Here is a 25,218-nt window from a genome sequence, read left to right on the forward strand (position 1 = left end):
ATCACAGTATATCAAAAATAGTAAACGTCTACAAAGGATTTGAATAACAAAATTGCCATATCTAACTTCTTTATCTAATTTTGAAAGAAAAGTATCCTTATTCTTTGTAAACATTCACAGTAAGAACGTAATTTCCTCCCAGAAGTTCTTCTATTATCTGCTACTTAATAAAAATCTAGTGAATGAAAGTAGGAGGCCGATGAAGCTTAAAGAGCCTAAATTTCTAGATTCTACAAAGTAAAAACCACAAGTAAACTCAGTTTTACTGACTTCACTTGTGGTAGTTATGTTTTATCAAAATATTTACCGAATCCTAATAGAACTCCAAAGCCACATACCTATCTCTTTTTCACCGACATTAAAGATATATCTCGCAAACTAAAATACGTAAGGACCAACATGGCTACTGTAATAAAGAATTCTGTTGGTAGCTGAAAGATTTGCAGGATGGACAACATAAGTAAAATCACGAGGGAAACGAGACCAAAAACAAGAATTACAATATTAACCGTTCCCTTGATACTTTGAGGTGTCGCAAATATATAGAGTAAGAGTAATAAAATCCCTATGATTAAATAGACCATTTTCTGCTCTTTCTAGCTCTTATTCAGCTGATTTTTTCTTTTTGTTTGCTTTCTCACGCTCTGCCTTGTTGAGGATTTGTTTACGCAAACGGATTGATTCTGGTGTTACTTCCATGTATTCATCATCGTTCAAGAACTCAAGTGATTCTTCAAGAGTCAAGATACGAGGAGTCTTGATAACCGCTGTTTGGTCCTTAGTTGCTGAACGAACGTTAGTCATTTGTTTTGCTTTCGTGATGTTAACAGTCAGGTCATTTTCACGAGAATTTTCACCGATAATCATACCTTCGTAAACTTCAGTTCCTGGGTTAACAAAGATTGTTCCACGTTCTTCGATAGACATGATAGAGTAGGTTGTTGCCTTACCAGTATCGATAGAAACAAGGGCACCACGGTGACGTCCACCGATTTCACCTGGAATCAATGGCAAGTATTGGTCGAAGGTATGGTTCATGATACCGTAACCACGAGTCATTGACAAGAACTCAGTTGAGTATCCAATCAAACCACGGGCTGGAACTAGGAAGACCAAACGAGTTTGACCATTACCAGTTGAAATCATATCCAACATTTCACCTTTACGTTCAGAAAGACTTTGGATAACAGATCCTTGGTACTCTTCTGGTGTGTCGATTTGAACACGTTCAAATGGCTCACATTTAACACCATCGATTTCTTTTACGATAACTTCTGGACGAGATACTTGAAGCTCATAACCCTCACGACGCATTGTTTCGATAAGGATTGACAAGTGTAATTCTCCGCGTCCTGAAACCGTCCATTTATCTGGTGAGTCAGTTGGGTCAACACGAAGGGAAACGTCTGTTTGCAATTCCGCCTGCAAGCGTTCTTCTACCTTACGAGAAGTGACCCATTTACCTTCTTTACCAGCAAATGGTGAGTTGTTGACCAAGAAGGTCATTTGAAGTGTTGGCTCATCGATGTGAAGAACTGGAAGAGCTTCAACTGCATCTGTTGGAGTAATAGTTTCACCAACGAAGATATCTTCCATACCTGATACGGCAATCAAGTCACCTGCTTTAGCTTCTTGAATTTCACGACGTTCCAAACCAAAGAAACCAAAGAGTTTTGTGACACGGAAGTTCTTAGTTGTACCATCCAATTTAGAAAGGGTAACTTGGTCCCCAACCTTTACACTACCACGGAAGACACGTCCGATACCGATACGACCTACGAAGTCGTTGTAGTCAAGAAGTGACACTTGGAATTGAAGTGGCTCATCTGAGTTATCAACTGGAGCTGGGATGTGGTCGATAATGGTGTCAAAGATTGGCGCCATAGTCTTTTCTTGATCTGCTGGATCATCTGACAATGAAGAAGTTCCGTTGATCGCTGACGCATAAACAACTGGGAAGTCAAGCTGGTCATCATCCGCACCAAGCTCGATGAAAAGTTCCAAGACTTCATCTACTACCTCTGCTGGACGAGCTGATGGCTTATCAATTTTGTTAACCACAACGATAGGCACAAGGTCTTGTTCCAAAGCTTTTTTCAATACGAAACGAGTCTGTGGCATAGTTCCTTCGTAGGCATCTACGACCAAAACAACACCGTCAACCATTTTCATGATACGCTCAACTTCTCCACCGAAGTCCGCGTGTCCTGGTGTGTCCATGATGTTGATACGAGTTCCGTTGTAGGCAACTGCTGTATTTTTCGCAAGAATCGTGATTCCACGCTCTTTTTCAATATCGTTTGAGTCCATTGCACGCTCAGCTAACTCTGTACGCGCGTCAAGAGTTTCAGATTGTTTCAATAATTCGTCAACGAGGGTAGTTTTACCGTGGTCGACGTGGGCGATAATCGCGATATTACGGATATCTTCTCTTAATTTTGTCATGATTTCCTCTATTGTATTCAAAAATTTATTTTCTAACTGAACGATTATACCACAATTTTAAGCAAATGACTTAATTCAAGTAAGTGTAAATGTTTTCAAAAGAAAATTCATTCCTTCTCTTTTCTTTTCAAAAATTCCGACTTGTGATAAGATAAGCTGGTATGCGTTTAGATAAATTATTAGCCCAGGAAAAAATCAGCCGTAAGGCCATGAAACAAGCTCTTCTGAAAAAAGAAATCTTTGTAGATGGACACCTTGCGCGTTCCCTTGCACAGAATGTTGATACAGGGTTGCAAGAGCTGATTTTCAAATATAGAAAAATCCAAGGATATGAACACACCTATCTCATGCTCCATAAGCCAAATGGAGTCGTGACTGCAAGCAAGGATAAGAAACTCCAAACGGTCATGGACCTCCTTCCTCAGCATCTCCAGTCAGAGCAACTCTACGCCATCGGTCGTCTGGATCGAGATACGACGGGGCTCCTTCTCTTAACGGATAATGGACCTCTAGGTTTTCAACTCCTCCATCCTCAATATCATGTCAATAAAACTTACCAAGTAGAGGTCAATGGGCCACTAACTTCCGACCATATTCAAGAGTTTAAAGATGGGATTGTTTTTCTTGATGGAACTGTTTGTAAACCTGCTCAACTTGAGATTTTATCCTCAAGCCCTTGTCTCAGCCAAGCTACCATTACCATCTCTGAAGGAAAGTTTCATCAGGTCAAAAAAATGTTCCTCACAGTCGGTGTCAAGGTCACTGCTCTCAAACGCATCCATTTTGGCCCTTGGAGTCTTGATGACAATCTCCAAGAAGGCGACTATCGACATCTAAACTCACAAGAATTGGCAATCATTCTTGACTTTCTTAGAAAAAGTGGTTAAAAAATGAGGTTTGGACAAAAGATCCCGACCTCACTTTTTATTAGCAATCAAACTTTGACGCGGTTGCTGATTGAACTTTTTGTTCGTCTTTTAGACTCCAAAAAGCTCCTAATCATCCTCGCGAGGCTGGGACTACGAAATCGAGACTTTGTCTATCGATTTCTGTCCCACCGCCATTTCTTATTTTCCAACTTTTACTTTCCCTGTCCAAGAATCCAATCCGTAAGAGAGGATATAGATTTCTGAGAAACCTTGTTTTTTCAAGAAAAGTGCTGCATTTGTGACACGTTGAGCACGTTGGTTTTCATAGAGAAGGACAGGTTTATCCTTGCGAAGAGCTGCCAGACTTGTCTTCAATTGATTTGAAGGGATATTACGAGCTCCGAGGATATGTTTTCTATGAAAATCAGCTGGATCACGCAAATCAATCAACTGACCTGTACGAATCAAAGACTCAAACTCTGCATTGTCTACAATTTTCGCTGCACGACGAATGCGAAGATAGTTATATCCCATCCAAGCCAACATCGCTATAATAAGTCCCCATAATACCCAAGTTACCATATTACTTAATCTCCATTTTTTTCTAAATAGTCTAATTCTAGTTTGTGCTCTCTGCGAAGAACAGCCTCCGCTTCAAGATAATCCAGCTTGTCCATCAAGCCTGCATCATAGATTCGAGATAGCTCGATCTTCATCAATTCAATGTCATAGAGACGTTTTCCCATATAGACAATGATACCGAACTGTTTGAGAAATTGTTGCACATCGTAGAGTGTTTTCATAGCTTTCATTGTAGCAAATAATCAGAGTTTTTTCAATAGTTCCCTAATAGTTCGGGGTAGGTTTCCTTTTTCACTATTATCTGAATTTCTTTACACTATGACAAAGAAGAAATCCTAGAGTCATTCCAACAACATTTTGCATGAGATTTGGGATGATTTCTGGAATAGCTGCTCCCCAACCATTCATCCAAGCTGATGCCAAGGCATAACCAGCTACCATGAATAGAGTCGCCAAGACTAATCCTAACCATTGCCATTTCCCTTTAAAGCCTGCAAAATAGCCTTGTAAACCATGATTGATTAAGCTAAAAATCATCCACTGAGGGTAGCCTGAAATGAGATCAATGAGAAATCCTGCTAACCCCCCGACAACGGCTCCTTCACGGCTTCCAAAGTAAAAGGCTGTGAAGAAGACTCCAACGTCCAAAAGTGTTAGAAATCCAGTTGGTGTTGGGATTTTTATAAAATACCCCAATACGACAGAACTGGCTGCTAAGATAGATACTAGGGCAATTTTAGTTGTTTTGGTTTGCTTCATACTGTCTCACTCCATATTGATCTGCTTGTGCAATGGCACGGTAAACAAAGGCTTTGGAAGTTTCAATTGCTGGTAATAGTTCCTCTCCCTTTACTAACTGACTAGCAATACTTGATGCAAAGGTACATCCTGCACCAGCATTTTGTCCTTGGATAACTGGATTTTCAAGAATAGTGAAATTCTCCCCATCATAAAAGACATCCACAGCCTTATCCTGACTGAGGCGATTTCCACCCTTGATAATCACTGCTGGTGCACCCAAGTCATGTAATTTCTGCGCTGCAGCCTTCATATCTTCCAGACTTTCAATCTTTTGGCCTGCAAGCAACTCTGCCTCAGGAAGATTCGGAGTAATCACTGATACATAAGGGAAAAAGCGAATCAACTCTTGACAGAGCTCACTGACTGCAACGTCGTGCGTTTCCTTACAAACCAATACAGGGTCCAAGACTACTGGAACTCCTGATCTTTCCTTAATGAAATTCAATGCCTTTTCAGCAACACCGACTGTCGGCAAGAGACCAATCTTAATCCCTCCAAAGTCTACACTTTTCAGGCTATCCAACTGTTGTTGGAAAATAGTCTCATCCGTCGGAAAGACCTCAAAACCATTTTCTGTCAAAGCAGTCAAGCAGGTCATGGCTACAAATCCATGCAAACCATTCAAAGTATAGGTGGCAAGGTCAGCTGCCAATCCACCACCACTAAAAATATCATTTCCTGAAAGTGCTAAAATACGATTATTCTTCATAACGAATCTCCTTTAAATACAAACCATTAGGCGCTGCAGTTGGACCTGCCAACTGTCTGTCTTTTTTCTCCAAGATGAGGTCAATCTGTTCAATCGGCATACGATTGTTACCAATTTTAAGCAGGGTTCCAACCATATTTCGAATCTGCTTATAGAGGAAACCATTGCCTGAGAAGGTAAAGGTCAAGAACTGCCCTGTTTCATCAACCCTAAGACTAGCTTCCGTGATCGTTCTTACCTTGTCTTCCACACTAGTTCCTGAGGCTGTAAAACCAGTAAAGTCATGTGTTCCCTCTAGTTTTTTTACAGCAAGCTGCATCAGCTCCACATCTAGTGGATAGGGATAATGCGTCGCATAATGGCGGCGCATAGGATTTTTAGGACGTCCTCTATCTACGATAAACTCGTAGGTCTTGCTATGCTTGGCATAACGACAATGAAAATCGTCAGCCACAATCTCAATCGAAATCACATCAATATCTTCAGGACTTTGGGTATCGAGAGCAAAGCGAAGTTTCTCCTCATCCATCTGATAGGGAAGATCAAAGTGGATGACCTGACCTAATGCATGAACACCACTATCCGTTCGCCCAGCGCCATGAATGGTAATAGCTTGTCCTTTATTTAATTTGGTTAAAGTTTTTTCAATTTCCTCCTGAACACTACGCGCATGAGGTTGCCGCTGAAAACCAGCAAAAGCGTAGCCATCATAAGAAATTATAGCTTTATATCTAGTCATGTATCTATTTTATCAAGAAAATTTCTCTGCAACAAGTTTGAGAATTAAAAATTGTAAGGGGACAGTTTCTAGTGTAATTTAGTTCTTACCTAGATTTTCTCATTATGTATTTACGTTCTGGAACTTCAATGGTTTGAACGATTTCAAATCCCTCTTTTTGATAGAGATTTTTGGCTGTTTGATTTGACTCAAAAACCGTTAGGGAAATACTTTCTATTTCTTCATTTTCAAACATTTCTTGAAGAAAGTACTGGAAAGTTTTTCGACCTAATCCTTTTCCCTGCTTCTGTGGAGCTATGAGAAATCTTCCAATATGAAGATTTTTATCTTCTAATTTGATTTTCTGGATGATGCCTACAAACTCTTCTCCAACAAAAATGGAAAAAATCCCTTCCATCTTTTGCAAGGATTGGGCAATCAAGGGATAAGAAATCTTTGGCCCCATCCATTGCTTCTGAAAACTTTCTCCCAAAACATTAGACCACTGACAAATGAGTTGGGCATTTCCTGACTGAAGTCCTTTTTCAAAGTGAATTTTCATATTTGTTCCTAAAACTTCTCCTATATCCAACTATTATACTCTTTCTCTTATTTTTTCCGAATAAATAAGTATGATTCATCTTTATTTTTTTCTTGTTGGAACGATTCTTGCTTCCTTTCTAGGCTTAGTCATCGATCGCTTCCCTGAACAATCCATAGTTTTTCCTGCTAGCCACTGTGATTCTTGTCAGACTCGTTTGAGACCACTGGATTTGATTCCGATTGTGTCCCAGATATTCAATCGCTCTCGCTGTCGCTATTGCAAGGCTCGCTATCCTGTTTGGTATGCCCTCTTTGAGTTGTGCTTAGGACTGCTCTTTCTAGCTTTTTCTTGCAGTTTTTTAACGTTGGGGCAAATCATATTGATCACCACTGGCTTGACTTTAAGCATCTATGACCTTCGTCATCAAGAATATCCCTTGATCGTCTGGCTAATTTTTCACTTAATCCTCATGGCTTGCTGTAATTGGAATCTGGCCATGGCTTTCTTCTTGATTCTTGGAATCATTGCTCATTTCATCGATATTCGCATAGGAGCAGGTGATTTTCTCTTTCTAGCCTCTTGTGCACTCGTCTTTACACTTACAGAAATTCTGATTTTAATTCAATTTGCTTCCACAACTGGCATTCTAGCCTTTCTCCTACTAAAGAAAAAGGAAAGACTTCCTTTTGTGCCCTTCCTCTTGCTTGCTGCTTGTGTGATTATTTTTGGTAAGTTGATATTGTAAATATTATTACAAAATAGTATACTAGATATAGTAAAAAATAGGAGATATAAATATGAAATTTGAGTTTCCAAATCTCAATTTTGAACTGCCAAAAATTGAGATTCCAAATTTAGAGATTCCAAAAATTGATGAAAATTCTATGATGCAAGTCCTTGATTGGGCTTACGATACAACTATTAATGGGGTTCCTGGACAGAAAACAATCCAAGAATTAGCAGATGATTATCTTAAGAATGATGATGTTGACACTGCTATTTCAAAAATGATTGCTTTTCAAACTAGTAAAGCAGCGATTTCTGGCTTTGTGACGGGATTCGGAGGTTTTTTAACTTTACCAGTAACTATCCCTGCAAATGTGACATCCGTAATTTTAGTTCAAATGAGAATGATTGCCACCATTGCTTATATGCGTGGATATGACTTAAAAAGTGATCAGGTCCAGACTTTTGTATATGCAGCACTTACAGGAACTACTGTAGCTGATATTGCAAAGAAAGCTGGAATTGTTGTTGCTGAGAAGCTAATACATGGTATGATAAAGAAACTACCAAGAGAAATTCTCACTAAAATTAATCGTGCAGTTGGATTCAGATTGGTCACGAAATTCGGAGAAAAGGGAGTAGTAAATTTAGGAAAAATGATTCCTGTTGCAGGTGCACTTATTGGGGCTGGAGTTGATACTGTTTCCACACAAGTTATTGCAAATCATGCACTTAGTATTTTTACACCTAATGGAATTAATCTTGGAGATGATTTAATTATTGATATGGATGAAATACAATAAAAAATCTTATATTCTTTTATTATCTTCATACTTATCGAATAGAATTAACATAAATTCCTGCCCTCAAAGAGGGCTTTTTATTTTTTATATACATCAAATTATCTAATGGCTATCATTTTTCATTTGCTTCCACAACTGGCATTATAGCCTTTCTCCTGCTAAAGAAAAAGGAAAGGCTTCCTTTCGTGCCCTTCCTCTTACTGGCTGCTTGTGTGATTATTTTTGGTAAGCTACTGCTTCTCGGATAAAATCAGCGATTTCTGCTACTTGTCCTTCATGTAGAGCCTTAACAATCTTGGAACCAACGATAACACCGTCTGATACAGCATTGAAGCGTTCTACATCAGACTGTGTGGATACACCAAAACCGGTCAAGACTGGAATGTCAGCCACTTGATGCAATTGTGCCAAGTGCTTATCCAAGTCTGCACGGTAATTTCCTGACTTCCCTGTCACCCCATTGATGGCAACTGCATAGACGAAGCCTTCTGCTCCCTTGATCAACTCTTTTTGTCGCTCAATTCCTGTCGTCAAGCTGACAAGTGGAATCAAAGCAATGTCTGTACCTGCCAAGAAGGGCTCTACAAAGTTGGCATGTTCATGAGGGAGGTCTGGAATAATCAATCCCTTAACCGCTGTATCAGAAAGGTCTTTGACAAATTTCTCAATACCGTACTGAAAGAGGGGGTTAAAGTAGGTCATGATAACAAGTGGAACTTCTGTTTCAATAGTCTTCAAAGTTTCAACTAGAGCCTGTGTAGAAGTACCACTAGCTAGACTACGCAAACCAGCTTCTTCGATAACAGGACCGTCTGCAACAGGGTCTGAAAAGGGAACTCCTATCTCAATGGCAGACACACCCAAGTCTTCTAAAAAGTGGATTGTTTCAGCTAGTCCATCCAAACCTTTTTCATGGTCTCCAGCCATGATATAGGGAACGAAAATTCCCTTTTTTGCTGCTTTAAGAGTTGTCAATTTTTCGGTTAAGGTCTTAGGCATGAGTTTCTCCCTTCTTTGCTGCGTCTGCTTCCAAACGGTCTTTGACTTGAACTACATCCTTGTCCCCGCGACCCGATAGACAGACAATCATAGACTTGTCTGGACCAAGTTCTTTGGCCAATTTCACTGCGAAAGCGATAGCGTGACTAGATTCCAAAGCTGGGATAATCCCTTCCACACGAGACAAGAGTTGGAATCCTTCCAAGGCTTCCTCATCTGTCACAGGAACATAGGTCGCACGCTTGATATCGTGGTAATGAGAATGTTCTGGACCGATACCTGGGTAGTCCAAACCTGCTGAGATAGAGAAGGCTTCTAAGATTTGTCCATGGGCATCTTGGAGAACATCCATGAGAGAACCGTGAAGAACTCCTGGGCGACCCTTGGTCAAGGTAGCTGCGTGATGCTCTGTATCCACACCAAGTCCTGCCGCTTCAGCTCCATACATAGCTACAGATTCATCTTCCACAAATGGATGGAAGAGACCGATAGCATTAGAACCTCCACCAACACAGGCTACTAGGGCATCTGGCAAATCTTGCCCTGTCAAGTCACGGTACTGTTGTTTAGCTTCGCGTCCGATGACACTTTGGAAGTCACGCACAATTTCTGGGAAAGGGTGGGGTCCTAAGGCAGAACCAAGGATATAGTGAGTGTCATCGATATTTGCCACCCAAGAACGAAGGGCTGCATTGACTGCATCCTTGAGCACGCGCGAACCATCTGTCACAGCCTCTACCTTAGCTCCTAAAAGCTCCATGCGGAAAACATTGAGGGCTTGGCGTTTGACATCTTCCTCGCCCATGTAGATAGTACATTCCATGTTGAAGAGAGCTGCAGCTGTTGCAGTTGCCACACCGTGTTGACCAGCACCTGTCTCAGCGATAATTTTCTTCTTGCCCATGCGTTTAGCCAGTAAAACTTGTCCTAAGGCATTGTTAATCTTGTGGGCGCCTGTATGGTTGAGGTCTTCACGTTTAAGGTAAATCTTGGCTCCGCCGATATGCTGGGTCAAGTTTTTTGCGTAGTAAAGAGGTGTTTCACGACCTACATATTGGCGCAAAAGTTGGTTTAACTCCTCTTGGAAACTTGGATCTGCCTGACTTTCACGATAAGCCTCTTCTAACTCCAATACTGCTGTCATCAATGTTTCTGGGACAAAGCGTCCACCGAATTTTCCGTAAAATCCATCTTTATTTGGTTCTTGATATGCCATTCTTTACCCTCTCTATAAATCTTATAATCTTTTCATGATCTTTTTGTCCGTCTGTTTCTACTCCGCTTGATACATCTACTGCAAAGGGATAGAAATGCTGAATTGCTCTTGCTACATTGTCCTCATTTAGCCCGCCTGCGATGAAGAAAGGCTGGGCCAGTTCTGTCGTATCCAGTCGCCCCCAGTCAAATGTTTGACCACTTCCTGCGACAGGTGCATCAAAGAGTAGATAATCTGCCTGAGAATTGGGTACATGCCCCCCTTCATCGACCTGAACAGCCTGAATGCTACCACAAGGTAAATTTTCAAATAGTTTATCTACTACCTGACCGTGAACTTGTACAAAATCCAAACCAACTTTGTCTACCGCTTCTAACAGTTCTACCCGACTGGGTGAAACAAATACTCCAACTTTTTGAATATGGCTAGGAATAAACTTAGCCAGCTCTATGGCTTGTTCTACGGTCACCTGTCTTTTGCTAGGAGCAAAGACAAAACCAATGTAGTCTGCACCAGCCGACACAGTTGTTTTTACGGCTTCTTTGGTCGATAGTCCACAAATCTTAACCTTTGTCAATCTGCAACTCCTTGATTCTCTGGGCTACATCTTCAGCTTGCATGAGAGCTGTTCCCACCAAAATTCCGTTAAAGTATGGTGCTACTCGTTTTGCATCCTCCTCTGTAAAAATAGCAGATTCGGAAATGTAGAAGCAATCATCCTTGAAATATTTGGCCAAGTCTACACTGGTCTGTAAGTCGACTTCAAAGGTGGTCAAGTTGCGATTGTTGACACCGATAATTTGAGCTCCAAGTCTATGAGCCACTTCCAGTTCAGCAAGATTATGAGTTTCCACCAAAACTTCTAGACCAAGATCTGTCGCGTAGTCATAAAGCTCCTTGAGTCGTTTTTCAGATAAGGCCGCTACGATGAGCAAGATGACGGTCGCACCTGCATTGCGAGCACGGATGATTTGCTTTTCATCGATAATAAAATCCTTATTCAGTGTCGGGATCTGTACCTGACTAGAAATCTCACGAAGGTACTCCAAATGACCTTTGAAGAAAACTTCATCTGTCAGAACAGAAATCATAACTGCTCCGTTAGCCTCGTAAGTCTGGGCCTGTTTTACGATATCCACATCAAGATTGATATCACCTAGACTTGGACTTGCCTTTTTGACCTCAGCAATGATTTGCAAACGGTCTTGGTGATTTTTTAAATATTCACTCAATCGATAAGTTTGACGCAAGGATTGAAGCTCCTCTCGCTCCATCTTTTCAACTTCACGCGCCTTTTGCTCTAGGATACGTGATAAAAATTCCTGACTCATCTTTGGTACTCCTGTAGTAGTCTGAGTTTTTCAAGGGCCTTACCACTGGCAATCACTTGACGTGCCAATTCAACTCCGTCCTTGATACTGTCTGCTTTCCCATTGGCGTAGAATCCGAGACCTGCATTTAAGACTGTTGTTTCCAAGAATAGACTTGGTTCGTTATTAAGAACACTGACAAGAATGGCTGCATTCTCATGAGCATTTCCTCCACGAATGTCTTCAATAGCAATGCGTTCCATTCCCAAATCTTCTGGAGTAAAGGTTGATAAAGTAATTTCACCATTTTCAAGAAGGGCAATGCTGGTAGTTCCATTCAAACCAGCTTCATCCAATCCTTCTGGACCAGCTACTACAATGGCACGTTTGCGACCCATGTTTTTCAAGACCTGAGCAGTACTTTCCAGAAGTTCAGGACGACTGATTCCTAGAAGCTGTGTTTCCAAAATCATTGGATGGATGAGCGGTCCTGTCAAATTCATGATGGTTGGAATTCCCAATTCCAAACGAGCTGGCATAATGTATTTCATGGCTGGGTGCATGTTTTTGGCAAAGAGAAAGACGATTCCTGTTTGATCAAACACCTTACCCAATTGTGATGGTTTGAGGTCAATATTGATTCCCAAAGCTTGCAAGACATCTGCTGACCCAGATTTAGAAGAAATAGAGCGATTTCCATGTTTGGCCATGTGGATTCCTCCACCTGCCAAGACAAAGGCTGCAGTTGTAGAAATGTTGAAGCTAAATGACTTATCTCCACCTGTACCACAGTTATCCATAGCATCTTGAATATTTGTTGGAATGTGTTGAGCATGTCCTCTCATGACTTGAGCGAGGGCTGTTCTTTCTTCAGGTGTTTCTCCCTTCATTTTAAGAGCTAAAAGTAGTGAAGCGATTTGTGCTTCTGTCACTCGCCCTGTCACGATGCGTTCGATAACATCTGTCATTTCAACACTTGATAGATCTTCAAAGTTCGCTAATTTTTCAATAATTTCTCTCATTTTGTGTTCCTCACTTTACAACTTTCTCGATAAAATTCTGAATAGAAGATAGACCATCTGGCGTTCCAATACTTTCTGGATGATACTGCAAGCCATAAATCGGCAAGGTTTTGTGTTGAATACCCATAATAGCTTGGTCATCTGTCGAGCGAGCTGTCACTTCAAACTCTTCTGGCATCTCTTCAATTAAAATACTGTGGTAACGCATGACTGGACGATTGTCCTCAATTCCTTGATAGATAACTGACGGAGTCTCAAATCGAATCTGGCTTTGTTTACCGTGCATAACTTTAGGAGCCAAGCCTAACTTACCACCAAAGACTTCTGCAATGGCTTGGTGCCCCAAACAAATCCCTAGAATAGGTTTCTTACCTGCAAAATCACGAATCATGTCTTCCATCTTCCCAGCATCAGCTGGCCAGCCTGGGCCAGGAGAGAAAACTAATCCATCTGCCTTTGTAGCTTCTTCATAAAGGTTTGGGTTATCATTTCTCAAAACCTGAACTTCTGCGAAATTCCCGATATATTGAGCCAGATTATAGGTAAATGAATCATAATTGTCAATCAATAGAATCATGGTCTTAGTTCTCCCATTCTAGTCATAGATTTAGCTTTGTTAATCGTTTCTTGGTATTCGTTCTGAGCGATGGAATCATAAACAATTCCTGCACCAGCCTGTACGTAGGCTGTTTTATTTTTAAGAATCATGGTTCGAATTGCAATGGCGAAATCCATATCTCCAGTTGCTGATAGGTAACCGATAGCTCCTGCATATACGCCTCGCTTCTCTGTTTCTAGTTCATAGATGCGTTTCATGGCCCGAATCTTTGGTGCTCCCGATACTGTTCCTGCCGGAAGAGTCACCTTCAAGGCATCCATTGCAGTTAATTCTGGTAATAAACGTCCTTTAACCACGCTGGTCAAATGCATGACATAGCGGAAGAGCTCCACTTCCATATACTTGGTGACTTGGACACTTGCTGTTTCAGAAATTCTACCGATATCATTTCTGCCCAAGTCTACTAACATTCGATGCTCTGCTGTTTCCTTCTCATCCGAAAGCAGGTCTGTCGCCAAAGCCTTGTCTTCTTCATCCGTAGTTCCTCTTGGTCGCGTACCTGCAATTGGATTGGTTATCACGATACCATTCTTGACGGAAACCAAGCTCTCAGGACTGGCACCGATGATTTGATAATTTCCAAAATCATAAAAGTAGAGGTAATTTGATGGATTGGTCACTCGAAGATTTCTGTAAAAGTCAAAAGGATTTCCAGTTACCTCTGCGGAGAAGCGCTGGCTAAGCACACATTGGAACATATCTCCATTGCGAATCAAGTCGCGAGCTGTTTCTACCATTTCTTCAAATTTCTGAGGTGCAATATGTGGTCTAAACTGAAGTGGAGAAAGGTCCAAATTTTCAAATTCATTTGGAGCAAGGATTTTTAACTCCTCTAAAACTTGATCCAAAGCCGCTTCTAGTTCATCATTGCTACGATTACTGTAGAGAGCATCCTCAATGATATGAATTTTTTCTTTCTTGTGGTCAAAAACCATATAACTCTCATAGACGAAGAAATGCATATCTGGCGTCCCAATCGTATCCTCAGGAAGCTGACCAATTTCTTCATAAAGAGAAATCATATCATAGCCAACAAATCCGATAGCTCCACCACCAAAAGGTAGATCTGAATGGTGCTGGCTCTTATGAGTCACCTCATAAAGGAAATCCAAAGGATCACGATCAATCACCTGACCATTTTGATAAAGAACTCCATTTTCGAACTTAATCTCAAAAACTGGATTATAAGCCAAAATAGAAAATCGAGCATTTTCCTTTTCTCTTGGGATACTTTCAAGTATAACCTTGTGTTGTCCATTTAAACGCATATACGCCAAGATTGGTGATAAAACATCTCCATGAATGATTCGTTCCATTGTATTTTCCCTTTCAGTTCTTCATAAATCCTGTGGTGATTCTACAAAAAATCCCCACGCAAAATAACTTGCGTGAGGACGAAATTCGCGGTGCCACCTCAATTATAGGATTTCTCCTATCTCTCATTCCTGTCTCAGATAGCTCCTGTAACAGGCTGTGCGATAAAGGGCACTCCCTTGAGAATCATGTTTTCTTCTCTCATTTCAGACAGACCCACCCTTATAACTTTCTCTGCTTGTTTTCAGCAACCACAAGCTCTCTGAGAGAGAAACAGCTATAATTTTTCCATCTTTTATTATTTAGCTTCAAGGTAGTCTGCAATAGCAGCTACGTCCTTGTCTCCACGACCAGAGACATTGATGATGATAATCTCATCTTTACTTAGTTTTGGTGCTCGTTTGACTGCTTCTGCGATAGCATGGGAACTCTCAATAGCTGGGATGATTCCTTCAGTCTTGCTAAGTAAAAGCAAGGCTTGGACAGCTTCTTCATCAGTCGCTGCAACATACTCTACACGACCAGAGTCTTTAAAGAAGGCGTGTTCTGGTCCAACCCCTGGATAGTCTAAACCAGCAGAGATAGAGTAAACAGGTGCAACATTTCCATCTTCACCAAAGACTGCATAGGTTTTCATTCCATCGACAATTCCTACACTACCCTTGGTCATTGTTGCCGCGTGTTTATCGGTATCTAAACCATGACCAGCAGCTTCTACCCCAACCAATTTAACTTCTTCATCAGCTACATACTGCGAGAAGGCACCGATGGCATTAGAACCACCACCCACACAGGCAATGACGTAGTCTGGCAAACGTCCTTCTTTTTCCAAGATCTGACGTCGAGACTCTTCACTAATAACTTTTTGGAATTCATGAACAATCGTTGGATAAGGATGAGGTCCAACAGCAGATCCTAAAACGTAGAAAGCATCAAGGTCATTCATCCATGCTCCAAAGGCTGCGTCAACCGCATCTTTAAGGGTACGAGTACCAGTTTCAACTGCGTGAACAGTTGCTCCCATCATCTCCATACGGAAAACATTGAGACGTTGACGTTCCACATCCTCTGCTCCCATGTAGACATCACAGGCCATACCAAACTTGGCTGCAGCCGCTGCTGTCGCAACACCGTGCTGACCAGCTCCTGTTTCCGCAATCACTCGTTTTTTGCCCATACGTTTGGCCAAAAGAATTTGTCCTAAAACATTGTTGAGCTTGTGAGAACCAAGGTGGTTAAGGTCTTCGCGCTTGAGATAAATCTTAGCGCCACCTAAGTGGTCTGTCAAACTTTCCGCAAAATAGAGCGGTGTTTCGCGACCTGAATAGTCCTTCAAGTAATGGCGAAATTCTGCCAAAAATTCTGGATCATCCTTGTACTTTTCAAATGTCACTTCCAACTCATCCAACAAAGCCTGAATCGGCTCCGGTACAAAACTACCACCAAATTGTCCAAAATAACCTTTAGTTGTCATAAAATTTTTCCTCTTTCTGTATGAATCCGGCCTTTTTGTTTGCTTTTAGTAGTAGGCAAGGAGCTGTAGATAGAACTCAAGTTCATCAAAGCGACTTAACGCCCTAATAAAAGATAAACAAAACGACGGATAGAAAAAAGCCCACACACAGAATTAAATTCCGTGTGAGGGCGTTGGTAACGCGGTGCCACCTCAATTATAAAGGGACTATCCCTTTACATCTCTGCCTTGTCTAACAACAAGTTGCACTGTAAGGTGTGCGCACCGAATTTTCATTGTTTCAAATTCATTTTTAAAATCAGCCCACTTTCACTACTTCCAACCACCTGTTCACAATCACCACAGGCTCCCTGAAGATCAAAAATAGTTACTTTTCTGATTTATTGAACTTATTTTAATACTTTGTTTTTTCTTTGTCAAGACTTTTTTACAATTTTTTTGATGAAGCTAGTACTTTTTCAGAAACTGTTTTGAAAGTCTCAATGATATAATCCACTTCTTCATCACTTAATTTAGTGTGAAGAGGAAGCGTAATTTCATTTTCAAAGAAGGCATAAGCCTTAGGATAATTCGCCATATCAAAGCCAAGATTCTTATAGGCTGTCAAGAGCGGAAGCGGTTTGTAGTGGACGTTACTTGCAATTCCTGCTTTAGCTAATTCTTGGATGATAAGATTGCGTTCCTCTAAGCTCGCTCCTTCTACATGGGTGATGTAGAGGTGGCGTGAAGATTCTACAGTATCAGTCTTGTGTGCCAAAGGATGGATGCGAGAACCTGCAAAACCACGATCATAGAGGTCCACAATGTCCTTACGACGTTCTAGTAAACCAGGGTAACGGTCCAATTGTACCAAACCAAGCGAAGCCATGATATCTGTCATATTGCACTTGTAGGCTGGTGTGACGATATCGTATTCCCATGAACCCAGTTGCATCTTGGCTAGGGCATCCTTAGTTTGACCATGAAGGGAAAGAATTTGGAATTCCTTGTACATCTCTTCGTCGTCAATCGCTGGATTGGCCTTCCAAGTAGCACTTCCTCCTTCTGCCGTTGTAAAATTCTTAACGGCATGGAATGAGAAGGAAGTAAAGTCAGCGATAGAACCAGCAGGTTGCCCTTTATAAGTTGATCCCAAAGCATGGGCACTATCAGAAACAATCACGATACGATTAAAGGCCTGTTGCCACTTGCTTGAAGCAGCAAAAAGATCACGTTTCTTTTCCACAACTTGGAACAAACGGTCATAATCGCAAACAATCCCTGCAAGTTCTACTGGGATAATCACTTTAGTCTTTTCAGTGATAGCTTGCTCAAGCAAGTCATAGTCCATTTCAAAAGTATCTGCTTGGATATCCACCATGACAGGGGTCGCCCCTACGTGAGTGATAACACTACATGAAGCTGTATAGGTCATGGCTGGAACGATGACTTCATCACCAGGTCCCACTTCCAAGACGCGCAAAATCAACTCGAGAGCGGCAGTTGCAGAATTTAGGCAAACAGTCTTAGGCGTCTGTGTGTATTGAGACAAGCGACGCTCCAGTTCTTTTGTCTTAGGACCTGTTGTAATCCAACCAGAACGCAGGGTATCCGCTACTTCAGCAATTTCAGCTTCCGTAATATCGGGTGGTGAAAATGGAATATTGTAATTTGGCATTGATTTGCTCCTTTTATCTGTACTCATTTTCTCATGACTACTTTATTTTAGCACTTCAAACACGGTTTGAAACATGATTTTGATGTCTCCAAGGAAACTAAACTCTCGGAGATAGGCGAGGTTATAGCGCATCTTTTCAGGGAGGACGTGTTCGACATAGGCTTGGTCAACTGACAGGCCTTTTTCGGTCATTTGACTGATGATAGTGTCCTCATCCTTGTAGTTGATGCTGGCTGGAGAGGTAATTCCTGCTGGCAAAAGCAAGGTCGCCATCATTTCAGGGCTATACTGCTCTGTGTAGCGTGGCACTTCAGGTCGTGTACCGACAAAAGACATCTCACCTTTAAGGACATTGACCAGCTGAGGCAGTTCGTCCAAACGCACACGGCGGATGAAATTGCCAACCTTGGTAATACGACTATCGTTAGCTGAAGTCACCAGACTCCCTTTTTTATCCGCATCCGTCACCATGGTACGGAACTTCCAAATCTTGAAAGGTCGATTGTACTGGGTCACCCGCTCTTGCTTATAAATCACTGGCCCCTTGCTATCCAACTTGATCCAAATACTCAAGATGAGAAAGATGGGAGAGGTTAGAACTAGTACAACCAAGGCCAAAACCCAGTCCAAGCAACGCTTGAAAATCAGCGATTCCTTCCTTTTAGAGACAAGCTGGTAGTAAGACTCAACCTCGCTTGATTTCATTTCCACGGGCAAGTCTTCCCATTTCAGCATGCTGTTTCTCCTTTGTTTTTATTATACTATTTGTCAACATTTTTCATTATACCACAAAATGGAAAAGGCGGTGAAAGAAATCTGTAATTTGAAGAATTTCCTTCTGATACTCAATAAAAATCAAAGTACAGCTTTTAGGTTGCAGATAAAGCTGATCTGGTTTTAAGAGATTTTCAAAGAGTATTAAGACATGGCACCTGCCTGCAAACTATACATCTTGTGATAGGTTCCTCCCAATCCCAAAAGTTCCTCATGGGTTCCGCTCTCGATAATGCGCCCCTTGTCCAATACGTAGATACAGTTGGCATCTTGAATGGTAGAAAGGCGGTGAGCGATGGCAATGGTTGTCCGCCCCTGTCTCATCTTAGCCAGAGAAGCTTGAACCAAGCTTTCTGTTTCAGAGTCAATATTGGCTGTCGCTTCATCCAAAATCAAGATTTTAGGCTGACTGGCGACTGTTCTAGCAAAGGCAAGAAGCTGACGCTGGCCAGTAGAAAAGCTCGAACCTCGTTCGGAAACAGGGGCATCATAGCCTAAGGGAAGATTCTGAATGAAAGAATCTGCATCTACAAATTCTGCCGCAGCCTTAACCTGGTCATCGCTGATATCTTGGTACATAGCGATATTGGACTTGATGGTCCCATGATAGAGGAAAGGTTCCTGTAGGACCAGACCGATATTTTTTCTCAACTCCTCTTGACTATACTTACGAATATCCACACCATCAAGGAGAACTCGACCAGACTGAAATTCATAAAAGCGCATGAGAACATTGATGATAGAAGATTTCCCAGAGCCAGTATGTCCGACAAAGGCGATGGTTTCACCTTTATTGACTGTAAAGGAAATATCATCGAGAATTTGGTGTTTTCCATCATAAGAGAAGGACACATGCTCAAAGCGAATATTCCCTTCTTGAATCTCGGCTTGGCCATTTTCTTGGACCGGTTCATAGTTGGACTCATCGATTAGTGCAAAGACGCGACCTGCTGAAACCATAGATGTCTGAAGGGTAGAAAAATTTTGTGTTACCTCGATGAGAGGATCAAAGAGACGATTGATGTACTGGATAAAGGCATACATGGTTCCTGCTGTTATTCCCATATAAAGACCACGATAACCAAAGTAAGCCATCAAAACTGCATAGCCCAAAAGCTTCAGTAAGCTCATAGCCGGCCGTAAGAAGAGGGAATCTAGGGCAACCGAACGGTTAGCGTAGACCAGATGTTCCTGATTTATCTCATCAAACTCTTCTTGCAGACGTTTTTCTTGATTAAAGGCTTGAATAATGCGAATTCCTTCGATATTTTCTGCCAGCTTGCTGTTAATATCTGACAAGAGACTTCTGGTTTTTTCAATGACCTTGACCGATTTTTTACGGTAGAGATTGACCAAAAGGAAAATCAAAGGTAGAAAGAGCAATACTAAAGCTGTCAGACGATAGTCCAAAACGAGCATGGTATAAAGGGTTGTCACAAAGATAAAGACTGCTGAGATAAAGCTAGACAAGATCCCTGAGAACATATCACTTATAGTCTCTGTGTCATTGGTCAAACGAGAAACGATGGAACCTGCTGGTGTTTTATCAAAATAAGACATGCCTAGTTTTTCCATATTGGCAAAGGCATCACGTCGAATGTCTCTAACAATGCTGTAGGACACACGCGCAAAGAGGAGGTTCCCTACATATTGGACAATGGTTTGAAGGATGTAAAGACCATAGTAGGCTAGCAAAACTGTAATGGCAAGCTGGTTGATATTATGCAGATACTGGTCGATAAAGTGCGAAGCTACCAAGGGGATGATACTCTTGATAACAGTCGTCGTAAGGAGAAAAGCTAAGGCTAAAAAGGTTAGGAAACCATAGGGCTTTAGATAGGACAACAAGCGTTTCAATACAGTCCATTGTTCTTGTTTATTGCGCATCTTCTTCTCCTTTCATTTCTAATTGTTGTGACTGGTAGGTTTGTGCGTACCAACCATCCAAGGCTAGTAAGTCTTCATGTCTGCCTCGTTCAATGATGCGGCCATTTTGCATGACCAAAATCAAATCCGCATGGACAACTGCACTGAGTCGATGGGCAGTGATAATGGTTGTCTTGTCCTTGCGAGTTTCCTTGAGATTATCGATAATAGCGAACTCTGTTTTGGCATCTACCGCCGATAAGGAATCATCTAAAATCAAGATATCAGGATTTAGAATCATAGCCCGACTCATGGCCAGACGTTGCTTTTGTCCACCAGACAAACTCACACCTTTTTCGCCGATAACCGTATCAAATCCCTGGGGCATAGCTTGAATGTCTTGATAGACTTGAGCCGACTGAGTCGCTTCTTCTACTTCTGAGAAAGGTAGGTCGGGATTTCCAAAACAAATATTCTCTAAGATAGAGCTAGCAAAGAGAAATTGGTCCTGTGGGACATATCCCATCAAACTTCGTAAGTCAGCTAGTCGATAGTCACGAATGTCATGACCATTTAGATAAATAGCTCCTTGGTCAACATCATACTCACGTAGGAGCAACTTAATCAGAGCTGTTTTTCCTGAACCAGTTTGCCCAACCAAGCCTAGAGTTTGCCCTTTTTCAAGACTAAAGTAAATATCTCGCAGCGTCTCCTCGTCTTCAAAGGCGAAACTATCAATGGCATAGTCCAAACGCCCGTTTTCAATTCCGTCAAGTGGAGATTCTGGGTCTTTGACAGGTGATTTTTGAGACAAGAGACTCTCAATCCGTTGGTAGGAAACTTTTCCTCTCTGAGTGATATTAAAGAGGAAACCAATGGCCATCAAGGGCCAGACCAACATATCCAAGTAAGAGATAAAGGTGACAAGATTACCAACAGTTACCTGTCCTGCTTGCACCATAAAGGCACCAACTAAGAGAGTTAAGGCATAAGAAGAACCAACAAAGAGCAAAACCATCGGGTCAAAGAGGCTATCATATTTCATGGTTTGCAGATTCTTTTGGAAGGTCAAATCATTAACTTCCTGAAAAGATGCCAATTCATCAGACTGATAGCCAAAGGACTTGGTTACCTTTATACCTGATACAGACTCCTGAACCTTATTATTAAGTTCAGAAAAGGCTGCTTGTGATTCTCCGAAAGCCTTATGGGTCTTTCTCCCCAGACGACTAGTCCCATAGGCCATAAACGGCAAAGGTAGAATAGCAACCAAGGTCATCTGCCAAGAAATGCTAAAGAGCATAGTCAAGAGAGTCACCAAGGCTGTGATAGAGGCATCCACTGCCATCATGACACCACCACCTGCTAAACGAGTCAGAGCATTGATATCATTGGTTGCGTGAGCCATCAAATCCCCAGTCCGATAACTCTGATAAAAAGCGGGAGACATCCTTGTAAAATGTTCAAATAGTCTTGAACGCATGATTTGTCCTAGTCGGTAGGAGGTCCCCAGGATATACATGCGCCAAACATAACGCAGATAGTACATTCCGAAAGCTGCCAGCAGGAGATAAAAGATATGAAGCAGGAGCTCATCCTGTGTTAATAGTCCCGAAGTGATGGCATCGATCACGCGCCCCATAACCATAGGTGGGATGAGGTTAAGCACAGAGACTAAAATCAGAGCTACAATTCCAACTAGGTAACGACGTTTTTCTAACTTAAAAAACCACCAGAGTTTTTGGATGATAGACATAAAATTCCTTTCTAATGACAAATGGAAACCTGAGGCATGAACCCCAGGTTTTTCTTATTCATAGGTGACGACGCTTAGTTGACCCTTATCATACTCAGCGATAAAGATATTGGCCACATTATCATACCCTTGCTTATTCAGATGATCTAGGAGCCATTCTTCCGTTAAGCTGAGAGTATCGAGGACATCCGACTGAATGACACCATCTGTGATGACAGGAAACTTAGGATTTTCATCTCCATTTTGTACCACGATGAGCTGACCGTTTTGCTCTTGGACAGCACGCTTAACTTCTTTAAGCTGGAAGATACCTTGACTACGAAGTTTAAGGGCTACGTCAGAAGCTGATAAGCCAACAGATCGACAGGCTTCTGGATCGATTTCCCCATTTTTGATGAGCATAGTTGGTTTCCCGTCAATCATTTGTTTTACAAAGCCAACGTTATTAGTTAACCACTTGAGAAGCAAAACTAAAATCGTCCACATAATCAAGATAACTGCATACTGAAGGATGGTAATAGAGCTATTATAGATAACCCCACCGATGATTCCCCCAAGAACATAGTTTTGGATTTGGTCAATTGCTGAGTTGGGCGCTAGATTTCCCTTCCCTGTCACGTTGATAACAAAGACAAGAGATACAAGACCTAAAGCCAGTTTAATCAGAATTTCGATATAGTTAAATGTCATTTGTTTGCCTCCACTAATTCAATGTCACTTGTTTGATACAAGTCAAGTTTTTCCAAGAGATATTTATCCGGCTCACTGCCGCTTAAGGCACGGTAGAATTTGTCTCCTACCTTGAGAAGGGCACCATCTGTCGTTGCAGAAGTATTGACGTAGACCTCTGATTTATCCACCCCTAAATCCTCAGAAACAACTTCTATAAAGTGAAGTGAAGTTTGAAATTGGTTGTTGGAAGCTTGATTTGACTGATAAGTAGATATAATACCGAGAATGACAGCCAGTAAAGCCAAAGACGAGATCATCACCAACTCGCGAAACTTGGTTCCTCGATGGTCGCGGTAAGCCTTAAAAGCAAAAAATCCAGTGATGGCAAGCAAGAATACTCCAAAGCCAATCATGACACTATTTTGTTGGCCAATCTGGCTCAAGACATATTCATATGAGTAAAATTTCATTTATTTTCAATCCTTTACATAAATCATTCTTTATTATAAAGGAATGACCTTGATTTTTCAAACTATACGTTGGGGAAATGTATTCTTTTCTGGTATAATATTGTCTATAATCTGAATGAAAAGGTACACACTATGAAACTAATCTCATGGAATATTGATTCCCTCAATGCAGCGTTGACGAGTGACTCTGCGCGTGCGAAATTGTCACAAGACGTTCTCCAAACTTTGGTAGCCGAAGATGCTGATATTATCGCCATCCAAGAAACCAAGCTTTCAGCTAAAGGTCCTACTAAAAAACACCTTGAGGTACTGGAAGAACTCTTCCCAGCCTACGAAAATACCTGGCGTTCCTCTCAAGAGCCTGCCCGTAAAGGCTATGCTGGAACCATGTTCCTCTATAAGAAAGAACTCACTCCAACTGTTAGCTTCCCAGAAATTGGCGCACCTTCTACCATGGACTTGGAAGGCCGCATCATTACTTTGGAATTTGATACATTTTTCGTGACTCAGGTCTACACACCAAATGCTGGGGATGGGCTCAAACGCTTGGAGGAACGTCAAGTTTGGGACGTCAAATATGCGGAATACTTGGCTCAACTAGACAAGAAAAAGCCTGTCCTAGCAACTGGAGACTACAACGTTGCCCACAAGGAAATTGACCTTGCCAACCCAGCCAGCAACCGCCGTTCACCAGGTTTCACAGACGAAGAACGTGAAGGATTTACAAACCTTTTAGCCAAAGGATTTACTGACACCTTCCGCCATGTCCATGGCGATGTTCCAGAACGCTACACTTGGTGGGCACAACGCAGCAAGACTTCAAAAATCAACAACACAGGCTGGAGAATCGACTACTGGCTCACAAGTAACCGTGTAGCAGACAAGGTTACCAAGTCAGACATGATTGACTCAGGAGCACGCCAAGACCATACACCGATTGTCTTGGAGATTGAATTATAAGGATTTTCTTTATGGACTACAATGCAGTTATTCCCGAGTTTATGGTCTCAAATATAGAACAGTCCCGTTCCTTCTACTGTGATTTGTTGGGTTTTACCATCGAATACGAACGACCAGAAGAAAACTTTCTCTTCTTATCGCTTGAAGATTGCCAACTAATGCTAGAGGAGGGGAGTAAGGAGGAACTAGCTGAACTAAACTACCCCTTTGGTCGTGGAATCAACATCTCCTTCGGCATAGAGGATGTCCCTCGACTCTATCAGAAAGTAATAGAGTCTAACTGTCCTATTCATCGTCCTTTGACCAAAAGAGAATTTCGTGTTGGTGAACAATATATCTATCCTCATGAATTTGCAGTTTTAGACCCAGATGGCTATTTTTTAAGATTTAGTGAATAGCATAACACTACAGTGGAAAAAGAAATAAAAAAGAGGCTTGAGCCTCTTTTTTATGTTTCCTATATCCTCACCTGTCTATCTTCAGATCGTTGTCCTGTGACAAACATGGTGAAGGTTGCCTTGCAGACATTTCGGCCATCTTGGTTGGTGATATCAACATCGACGACACAAGTGGTGCGTCCTTGATGGACACATTCCCCTTTGATAGTGAGAAGGTCCCCTAGATTTCCAGCTTTCAAATAGTTAATGGAAGACTGGAGCGTCACCCCATCTAAGCCAAGCGAAATCACCACAAGACCACTGATTTGGTCACAAAGGGTAAATAGATAGCCTCCATGGGCATTGCCATAATAGTTGAGTGAGGAGTCCACTACTTTTGTCGTCACCACAACGTGACCATCTCTCATTTTTTCAATTTCGTAGTTTTCAAAGGCAGATATAGCGTCAAAGTGAAAATCTTTCATACTTTCCTCCTGATATTTCAAACGACACTATGATACTACTTTTCAAGACT

The 25,218-nt window shown here is 41.6% G+C and carries 28 protein-coding genes, 1 pseudogene and 1 other annotated feature; of the genes and pseudogenes, 6 read left to right on the top strand and 23 right to left on the bottom strand.

The window, feature by feature from the left end; all coding sequences use genetic code 11:
* Positions 1 to 338: 338 nt before the first annotated feature.
* Together QM450_RS08640 and typA are read right to left on the bottom strand one after the other, a co-directional pair.
* The gene (locus tag QM450_RS08640; protein WP_045763157.1) at positions 339 to 584 is read right to left on the bottom strand and encodes a DUF3165 family protein; all 246 of its coding nucleotides are present in this window, start codon (positions 582 to 584) and stop codon (positions 339 to 341) included.
* Positions 585 to 603: 19 nt separating this feature from the next.
* The gene (gene typA / locus QM450_RS08645) at positions 604 to 2,445 is read right to left on the bottom strand and encodes a translational GTPase TypA (protein WP_000164118.1); all 1,842 of its coding nucleotides are present in this window, start codon (positions 2,443 to 2,445) and stop codon (positions 604 to 606) included.
* 161 nt (positions 2,446 to 2,606) lie between these two features.
* Here typA and QM450_RS08650 point away from each other — a divergent pair, with 161 nt between their 5' ends.
* Positions 2,607 to 3,332 (top strand): pseudouridine synthase, encoded by a 726-nt coding sequence (locus QM450_RS08650; RefSeq protein WP_414320304.1) that lies wholly within the window; start codon positions 2,607 to 2,609, stop codon positions 3,330 to 3,332.
* 180 nt (positions 3,333 to 3,512) lie between these two features.
* Here QM450_RS08650 and QM450_RS08655 read toward each other — a convergent pair whose 3' ends face one another.
* From QM450_RS08655 to QM450_RS08680, 6 genes are all read right to left on the bottom strand, one after another.
* On the bottom strand, positions 3,513 to 3,896 hold the full coding sequence (locus tag QM450_RS08655) for a rhodanese-like domain-containing protein (protein WP_414320305.1): 384 nt from the start codon (positions 3,894 to 3,896) through the stop codon (positions 3,513 to 3,515).
* Positions 3,897 to 3,901: 5 nt separating this feature from the next.
* Positions 3,902 to 4,126: a YqgQ family protein gene (locus tag QM450_RS08660; RefSeq protein WP_000646475.1), complete on the bottom strand. Its 225-nt coding sequence runs from the start codon at positions 4,124 to 4,126 to the stop codon at positions 3,902 to 3,904.
* A 67-nt stretch (positions 4,127 to 4,193) separates the two neighbouring features.
* On the bottom strand, positions 4,194 to 4,655 hold the full coding sequence (locus QM450_RS08665) for an ECF transporter S component (RefSeq protein WP_049529908.1): 462 nt from the start codon (positions 4,653 to 4,655) through the stop codon (positions 4,194 to 4,196).
* Complete coding sequence (locus QM450_RS08670; RefSeq protein WP_414320306.1) at positions 4,633 to 5,406, bottom strand: bifunctional hydroxymethylpyrimidine kinase/phosphomethylpyrimidine kinase; 774 nt, start codon at positions 5,404 to 5,406, stop codon at positions 4,633 to 4,635. Before QM450_RS08670 ends, QM450_RS08665 begins: the two co-directional genes overlap by 23 nt.
* Positions 5,396 to 6,145, bottom strand: a complete 750-nt coding sequence (gene truA, locus QM450_RS08675; protein WP_414320307.1) for a tRNA pseudouridine(38-40) synthase TruA — start codon at positions 6,143 to 6,145, stop codon at positions 5,396 to 5,398. Before truA ends, QM450_RS08670 begins: the two co-directional genes overlap by 11 nt.
* 85 nt (positions 6,146 to 6,230) lie before the next feature.
* A complete protein-coding gene (locus QM450_RS08680) occupies positions 6,231 to 6,686 on the bottom strand; it encodes a GNAT family N-acetyltransferase (RefSeq protein ID WP_414320308.1) in 456 nt (151 codons plus the stop codon).
* 70 nt (positions 6,687 to 6,756) lie between these two features.
* Between QM450_RS08680 and QM450_RS08685 the strand changes: the two genes are divergently transcribed.
* The 3 genes and pseudogenes from QM450_RS08685 to QM450_RS08695 all read left to right on the top strand — a co-directional run.
* Positions 6,757 to 7,413 carry a prepilin peptidase gene (locus QM450_RS08685; protein WP_414320309.1) on the top strand — a complete coding sequence of 219 codons (657 nt, stop codon included), beginning with the start codon at positions 6,757 to 6,759 and terminating at the stop codon, positions 7,411 to 7,413.
* A gap of 52 nt (positions 7,414 to 7,465) precedes the next feature.
* Complete coding sequence (locus tag QM450_RS08690; RefSeq protein ID WP_414320310.1) at positions 7,466 to 8,197, top strand: EcsC family protein; 732 nt, start codon at positions 7,466 to 7,468, stop codon at positions 8,195 to 8,197.
* Between the two features lie 122 nt (positions 8,198 to 8,319).
* Positions 8,320 to 8,445 (top strand): annotated as a pseudogene (locus QM450_RS08695) (prepilin peptidase); the annotation flags it as partial.
* Here QM450_RS08695 and trpA read toward each other — a convergent pair.
* The 14 genes from trpA to QM450_RS08765 form a co-directional block, all read right to left on the bottom strand.
* Entirely contained in the window at positions 8,414 to 9,196 is a 783-nt protein-coding gene (trpA, locus tag QM450_RS08700; RefSeq protein ID WP_414320311.1) for a tryptophan synthase subunit alpha, read from the bottom strand. The pseudogene QM450_RS08695 and the gene trpA overlap by 32 nt on opposite strands.
* A complete protein-coding gene (gene trpB, locus QM450_RS08705; protein ID WP_414320312.1) occupies positions 9,189 to 10,412 on the bottom strand; it encodes a tryptophan synthase subunit beta in 1,224 nt (407 codons plus the stop codon). The genes trpA and trpB (QM450_RS08705) overlap by 8 nt, the downstream gene beginning before the upstream one ends.
* Positions 10,390 to 10,989, bottom strand: coding sequence for a phosphoribosylanthranilate isomerase (locus tag QM450_RS08710; RefSeq protein ID WP_153225488.1), 600 nt, complete (start codon positions 10,987 to 10,989; stop codon positions 10,390 to 10,392). The genes trpB (QM450_RS08705) and QM450_RS08710 overlap by 23 nt, the downstream gene beginning before the upstream one ends.
* Positions 10,976 to 11,743: an indole-3-glycerol phosphate synthase TrpC gene (gene trpC / locus QM450_RS08715; protein ID WP_414320313.1), complete on the bottom strand. Its 768-nt coding sequence runs from the start codon at positions 11,741 to 11,743 to the stop codon at positions 10,976 to 10,978. Before trpC ends, QM450_RS08710 begins: the two co-directional genes overlap by 14 nt.
* The gene (gene trpD / locus QM450_RS08720) at positions 11,740 to 12,744 is read right to left on the bottom strand and encodes an anthranilate phosphoribosyltransferase (protein ID WP_414320314.1); all 1,005 of its coding nucleotides are present in this window, start codon (positions 12,742 to 12,744) and stop codon (positions 11,740 to 11,742) included. The genes trpC and trpD overlap by 4 nt, the downstream gene beginning before the upstream one ends.
* 10 nt (positions 12,745 to 12,754) lie before the next feature.
* The gene (locus QM450_RS08725; RefSeq protein WP_281335315.1) at positions 12,755 to 13,321 is read right to left on the bottom strand and encodes an aminodeoxychorismate/anthranilate synthase component II; all 567 of its coding nucleotides are present in this window, start codon (positions 13,319 to 13,321) and stop codon (positions 12,755 to 12,757) included.
* The gene (trpE, locus tag QM450_RS08730; protein WP_414320315.1) at positions 13,318 to 14,679 is read right to left on the bottom strand and encodes an anthranilate synthase component I; all 1,362 of its coding nucleotides are present in this window, start codon (positions 14,677 to 14,679) and stop codon (positions 13,318 to 13,320) included. The genes QM450_RS08725 and trpE overlap by 4 nt, the downstream gene beginning before the upstream one ends.
* A 296-nt stretch (positions 14,680 to 14,975) precedes the next feature.
* Positions 14,976 to 16,151: a tryptophan synthase subunit beta gene (trpB, locus tag QM450_RS08735; protein WP_414320316.1), complete on the bottom strand. Its 1,176-nt coding sequence runs from the start codon at positions 16,149 to 16,151 to the stop codon at positions 14,976 to 14,978.
* Positions 16,152 to 16,314: 163 nt separating this feature from the next.
* Positions 16,315 to 16,544 (bottom strand) — a binding site (T-box leader).
* Between the two features lie 34 nt (positions 16,545 to 16,578).
* Positions 16,579 to 17,808, bottom strand: coding sequence for a DegT/DnrJ/EryC1/StrS family aminotransferase (locus tag QM450_RS08740; RefSeq protein ID WP_414320317.1), 1,230 nt, complete (start codon positions 17,806 to 17,808; stop codon positions 16,579 to 16,581).
* A gap of 42 nt (positions 17,809 to 17,850) precedes the next feature.
* Positions 17,851 to 18,543 (bottom strand): sugar transferase, encoded by a 693-nt coding sequence (locus QM450_RS08745; protein ID WP_414320318.1) that lies wholly within the window; start codon positions 18,541 to 18,543, stop codon positions 17,851 to 17,853.
* Positions 18,544 to 18,726: 183 nt separating this feature from the next.
* Positions 18,727 to 20,469 carry an ABC transporter ATP-binding protein gene (locus tag QM450_RS08750; RefSeq protein WP_414320319.1) on the bottom strand — a complete coding sequence of 581 codons (1,743 nt, stop codon included), beginning with the start codon at positions 20,467 to 20,469 and terminating at the stop codon, positions 18,727 to 18,729.
* Positions 20,459 to 22,204: an ABC transporter ATP-binding protein gene (locus QM450_RS08755; RefSeq protein WP_414320320.1), complete on the bottom strand. Its 1,746-nt coding sequence runs from the start codon at positions 22,202 to 22,204 to the stop codon at positions 20,459 to 20,461. Before QM450_RS08755 ends, QM450_RS08750 begins: the two co-directional genes overlap by 11 nt.
* A gap of 54 nt (positions 22,205 to 22,258) precedes the next feature.
* The gene (locus QM450_RS08760) at positions 22,259 to 22,894 is read right to left on the bottom strand and encodes a DUF421 domain-containing protein (RefSeq protein ID WP_414320321.1); all 636 of its coding nucleotides are present in this window, start codon (positions 22,892 to 22,894) and stop codon (positions 22,259 to 22,261) included.
* Entirely contained in the window at positions 22,891 to 23,346 is a 456-nt protein-coding gene (locus tag QM450_RS08765) for a DUF3290 family protein (protein ID WP_000675345.1), read from the bottom strand. The genes QM450_RS08760 and QM450_RS08765 overlap by 4 nt, the downstream gene beginning before the upstream one ends.
* Before the next feature lie 132 nt (positions 23,347 to 23,478).
* Between QM450_RS08765 and QM450_RS08770 the strand changes: the two genes are divergently transcribed.
* Both QM450_RS08770 and QM450_RS08775 read left to right on the top strand, forming a co-directional pair.
* Positions 23,479 to 24,306 carry an exodeoxyribonuclease III gene (locus QM450_RS08770; protein ID WP_414320322.1) on the top strand — a complete coding sequence of 276 codons (828 nt, stop codon included), beginning with the start codon at positions 23,479 to 23,481 and terminating at the stop codon, positions 24,304 to 24,306.
* Positions 24,307 to 24,317: 11 nt separating this feature from the next.
* The gene (locus tag QM450_RS08775; protein WP_414320323.1) at positions 24,318 to 24,704 is read left to right on the top strand and encodes a bleomycin resistance protein; all 387 of its coding nucleotides are present in this window, start codon (positions 24,318 to 24,320) and stop codon (positions 24,702 to 24,704) included.
* Positions 24,705 to 24,763: 59 nt separating this feature from the next.
* Here QM450_RS08775 and QM450_RS08780 read toward each other — a convergent pair whose 3' ends face one another.
* Positions 24,764 to 25,168, bottom strand: a complete 405-nt coding sequence (locus QM450_RS08780) for a PaaI family thioesterase (RefSeq protein WP_414320324.1) — start codon at positions 25,166 to 25,168, stop codon at positions 24,764 to 24,766.
* Between the last annotated feature and the right edge of the window lie 50 nt (positions 25,169 to 25,218).

The sequence above is a fragment of the Streptococcus infantis genome (assembly GCF_047464615.1).
GTDB lineage: Bacteria > Bacillota > Bacilli > Lactobacillales > Streptococcaceae > Streptococcus > Streptococcus infantis_Y.

Coding starts and splice junctions, on each gene's coding strand:
- typA (WP_000164118.1), bottom strand. CDS start 2,445: ATGACAAAATTAAGAGAAGATATCCGTAATATCGCGATTATCGCCCAC.
- trpC (WP_414320313.1), bottom strand. CDS start 11,743: ATGAGTCAGGAATTTTTATCACGTATCCTAGAGCAAAAGGCGCGTGAA.
- trpE (WP_414320315.1), bottom strand. CDS start 14,679: ATGGAACGAATCATTCATGGAGATGTTTTATCACCAATCTTGGCGTAT.
- QM450_RS08660 (WP_000646475.1), bottom strand. CDS start 4,126: ATGAAAGCTATGAAAACACTCTACGATGTGCAACAATTTCTCAAACAG.
- QM450_RS08780 (WP_414320324.1), bottom strand. CDS start 25,168: ATGAAAGATTTTCACTTTGACGCTATATCTGCCTTTGAAAACTACGAA.
- trpB (WP_414320316.1), bottom strand. CDS start 16,151: ATGACAACTAAAGGTTATTTTGGACAATTTGGTGGTAGTTTTGTACCG.
- QM450_RS08770 (WP_414320322.1), top strand. CDS start 23,479: ATGAAACTAATCTCATGGAATATTGATTCCCTCAATGCAGCGTTGACG.
- QM450_RS08760 (WP_414320321.1), bottom strand. CDS start 22,894: ATGACATTTAACTATATCGAAATTCTGATTAAACTGGCTTTAGGTCTT.
- QM450_RS08670 (WP_414320306.1), bottom strand. CDS start 5,406: ATGAAGAATAATCGTATTTTAGCACTTTCAGGAAATGATATTTTTAGT.
- QM450_RS08655 (WP_414320305.1), bottom strand. CDS start 3,896: ATGGTAACTTGGGTATTATGGGGACTTATTATAGCGATGTTGGCTTGG.
- trpA (WP_414320311.1), bottom strand. CDS start 9,196: ATGCCTAAGACCTTAACCGAAAAATTGACAACTCTTAAAGCAGCAAAA.
- QM450_RS08740 (WP_414320317.1), bottom strand. CDS start 17,808: ATGCCAAATTACAATATTCCATTTTCACCACCCGATATTACGGAAGCT.
- QM450_RS08665 (WP_049529908.1), bottom strand. CDS start 4,655: ATGAAGCAAACCAAAACAACTAAAATTGCCCTAGTATCTATCTTAGCA.
- trpB (WP_414320312.1), bottom strand. CDS start 10,412: ATGGCATATCAAGAACCAAATAAAGATGGATTTTACGGAAAATTCGGT.
- QM450_RS08685 (WP_414320309.1), top strand. CDS start 6,757: ATGATTCATCTTTATTTTTTTCTTGTTGGAACGATTCTTGCTTCCTTT.
- truA (WP_414320307.1), bottom strand. CDS start 6,145: ATGACTAGATATAAAGCTATAATTTCTTATGATGGCTACGCTTTTGCT.
- QM450_RS08680 (WP_414320308.1), bottom strand. CDS start 6,686: ATGAAAATTCACTTTGAAAAAGGACTTCAGTCAGGAAATGCCCAACTC.
- QM450_RS08690 (WP_414320310.1), top strand. CDS start 7,466: ATGAAATTTGAGTTTCCAAATCTCAATTTTGAACTGCCAAAAATTGAG.
- QM450_RS08755 (WP_414320320.1), bottom strand. CDS start 22,204: ATGTCTATCATCCAAAAACTCTGGTGGTTTTTTAAGTTAGAAAAACGT.
- QM450_RS08640 (WP_045763157.1), bottom strand. CDS start 584: ATGGTCTATTTAATCATAGGGATTTTATTACTCTTACTCTATATATTT.
- QM450_RS08745 (WP_414320318.1), bottom strand. CDS start 18,543: ATGCTGAAATGGGAAGACTTGCCCGTGGAAATGAAATCAAGCGAGGTT.
- QM450_RS08775 (WP_414320323.1), top strand. CDS start 24,318: ATGGACTACAATGCAGTTATTCCCGAGTTTATGGTCTCAAATATAGAA.
- QM450_RS08765 (WP_000675345.1), bottom strand. CDS start 23,346: ATGAAATTTTACTCATATGAATATGTCTTGAGCCAGATTGGCCAACAA.
- QM450_RS08650 (WP_414320304.1), top strand. CDS start 2,607: ATGCGTTTAGATAAATTATTAGCCCAGGAAAAAATCAGCCGTAAGGCC.
- QM450_RS08725 (WP_281335315.1), bottom strand. CDS start 13,321: ATGATTCTATTGATTGACAATTATGATTCATTTACCTATAATCTGGCT.
- QM450_RS08750 (WP_414320319.1), bottom strand. CDS start 20,469: ATGCGCAATAAACAAGAACAATGGACTGTATTGAAACGCTTGTTGTCC.
- trpD (WP_414320314.1), bottom strand. CDS start 12,744: ATGAGAGAAATTATTGAAAAATTAGCGAACTTTGAAGATCTATCAAGT.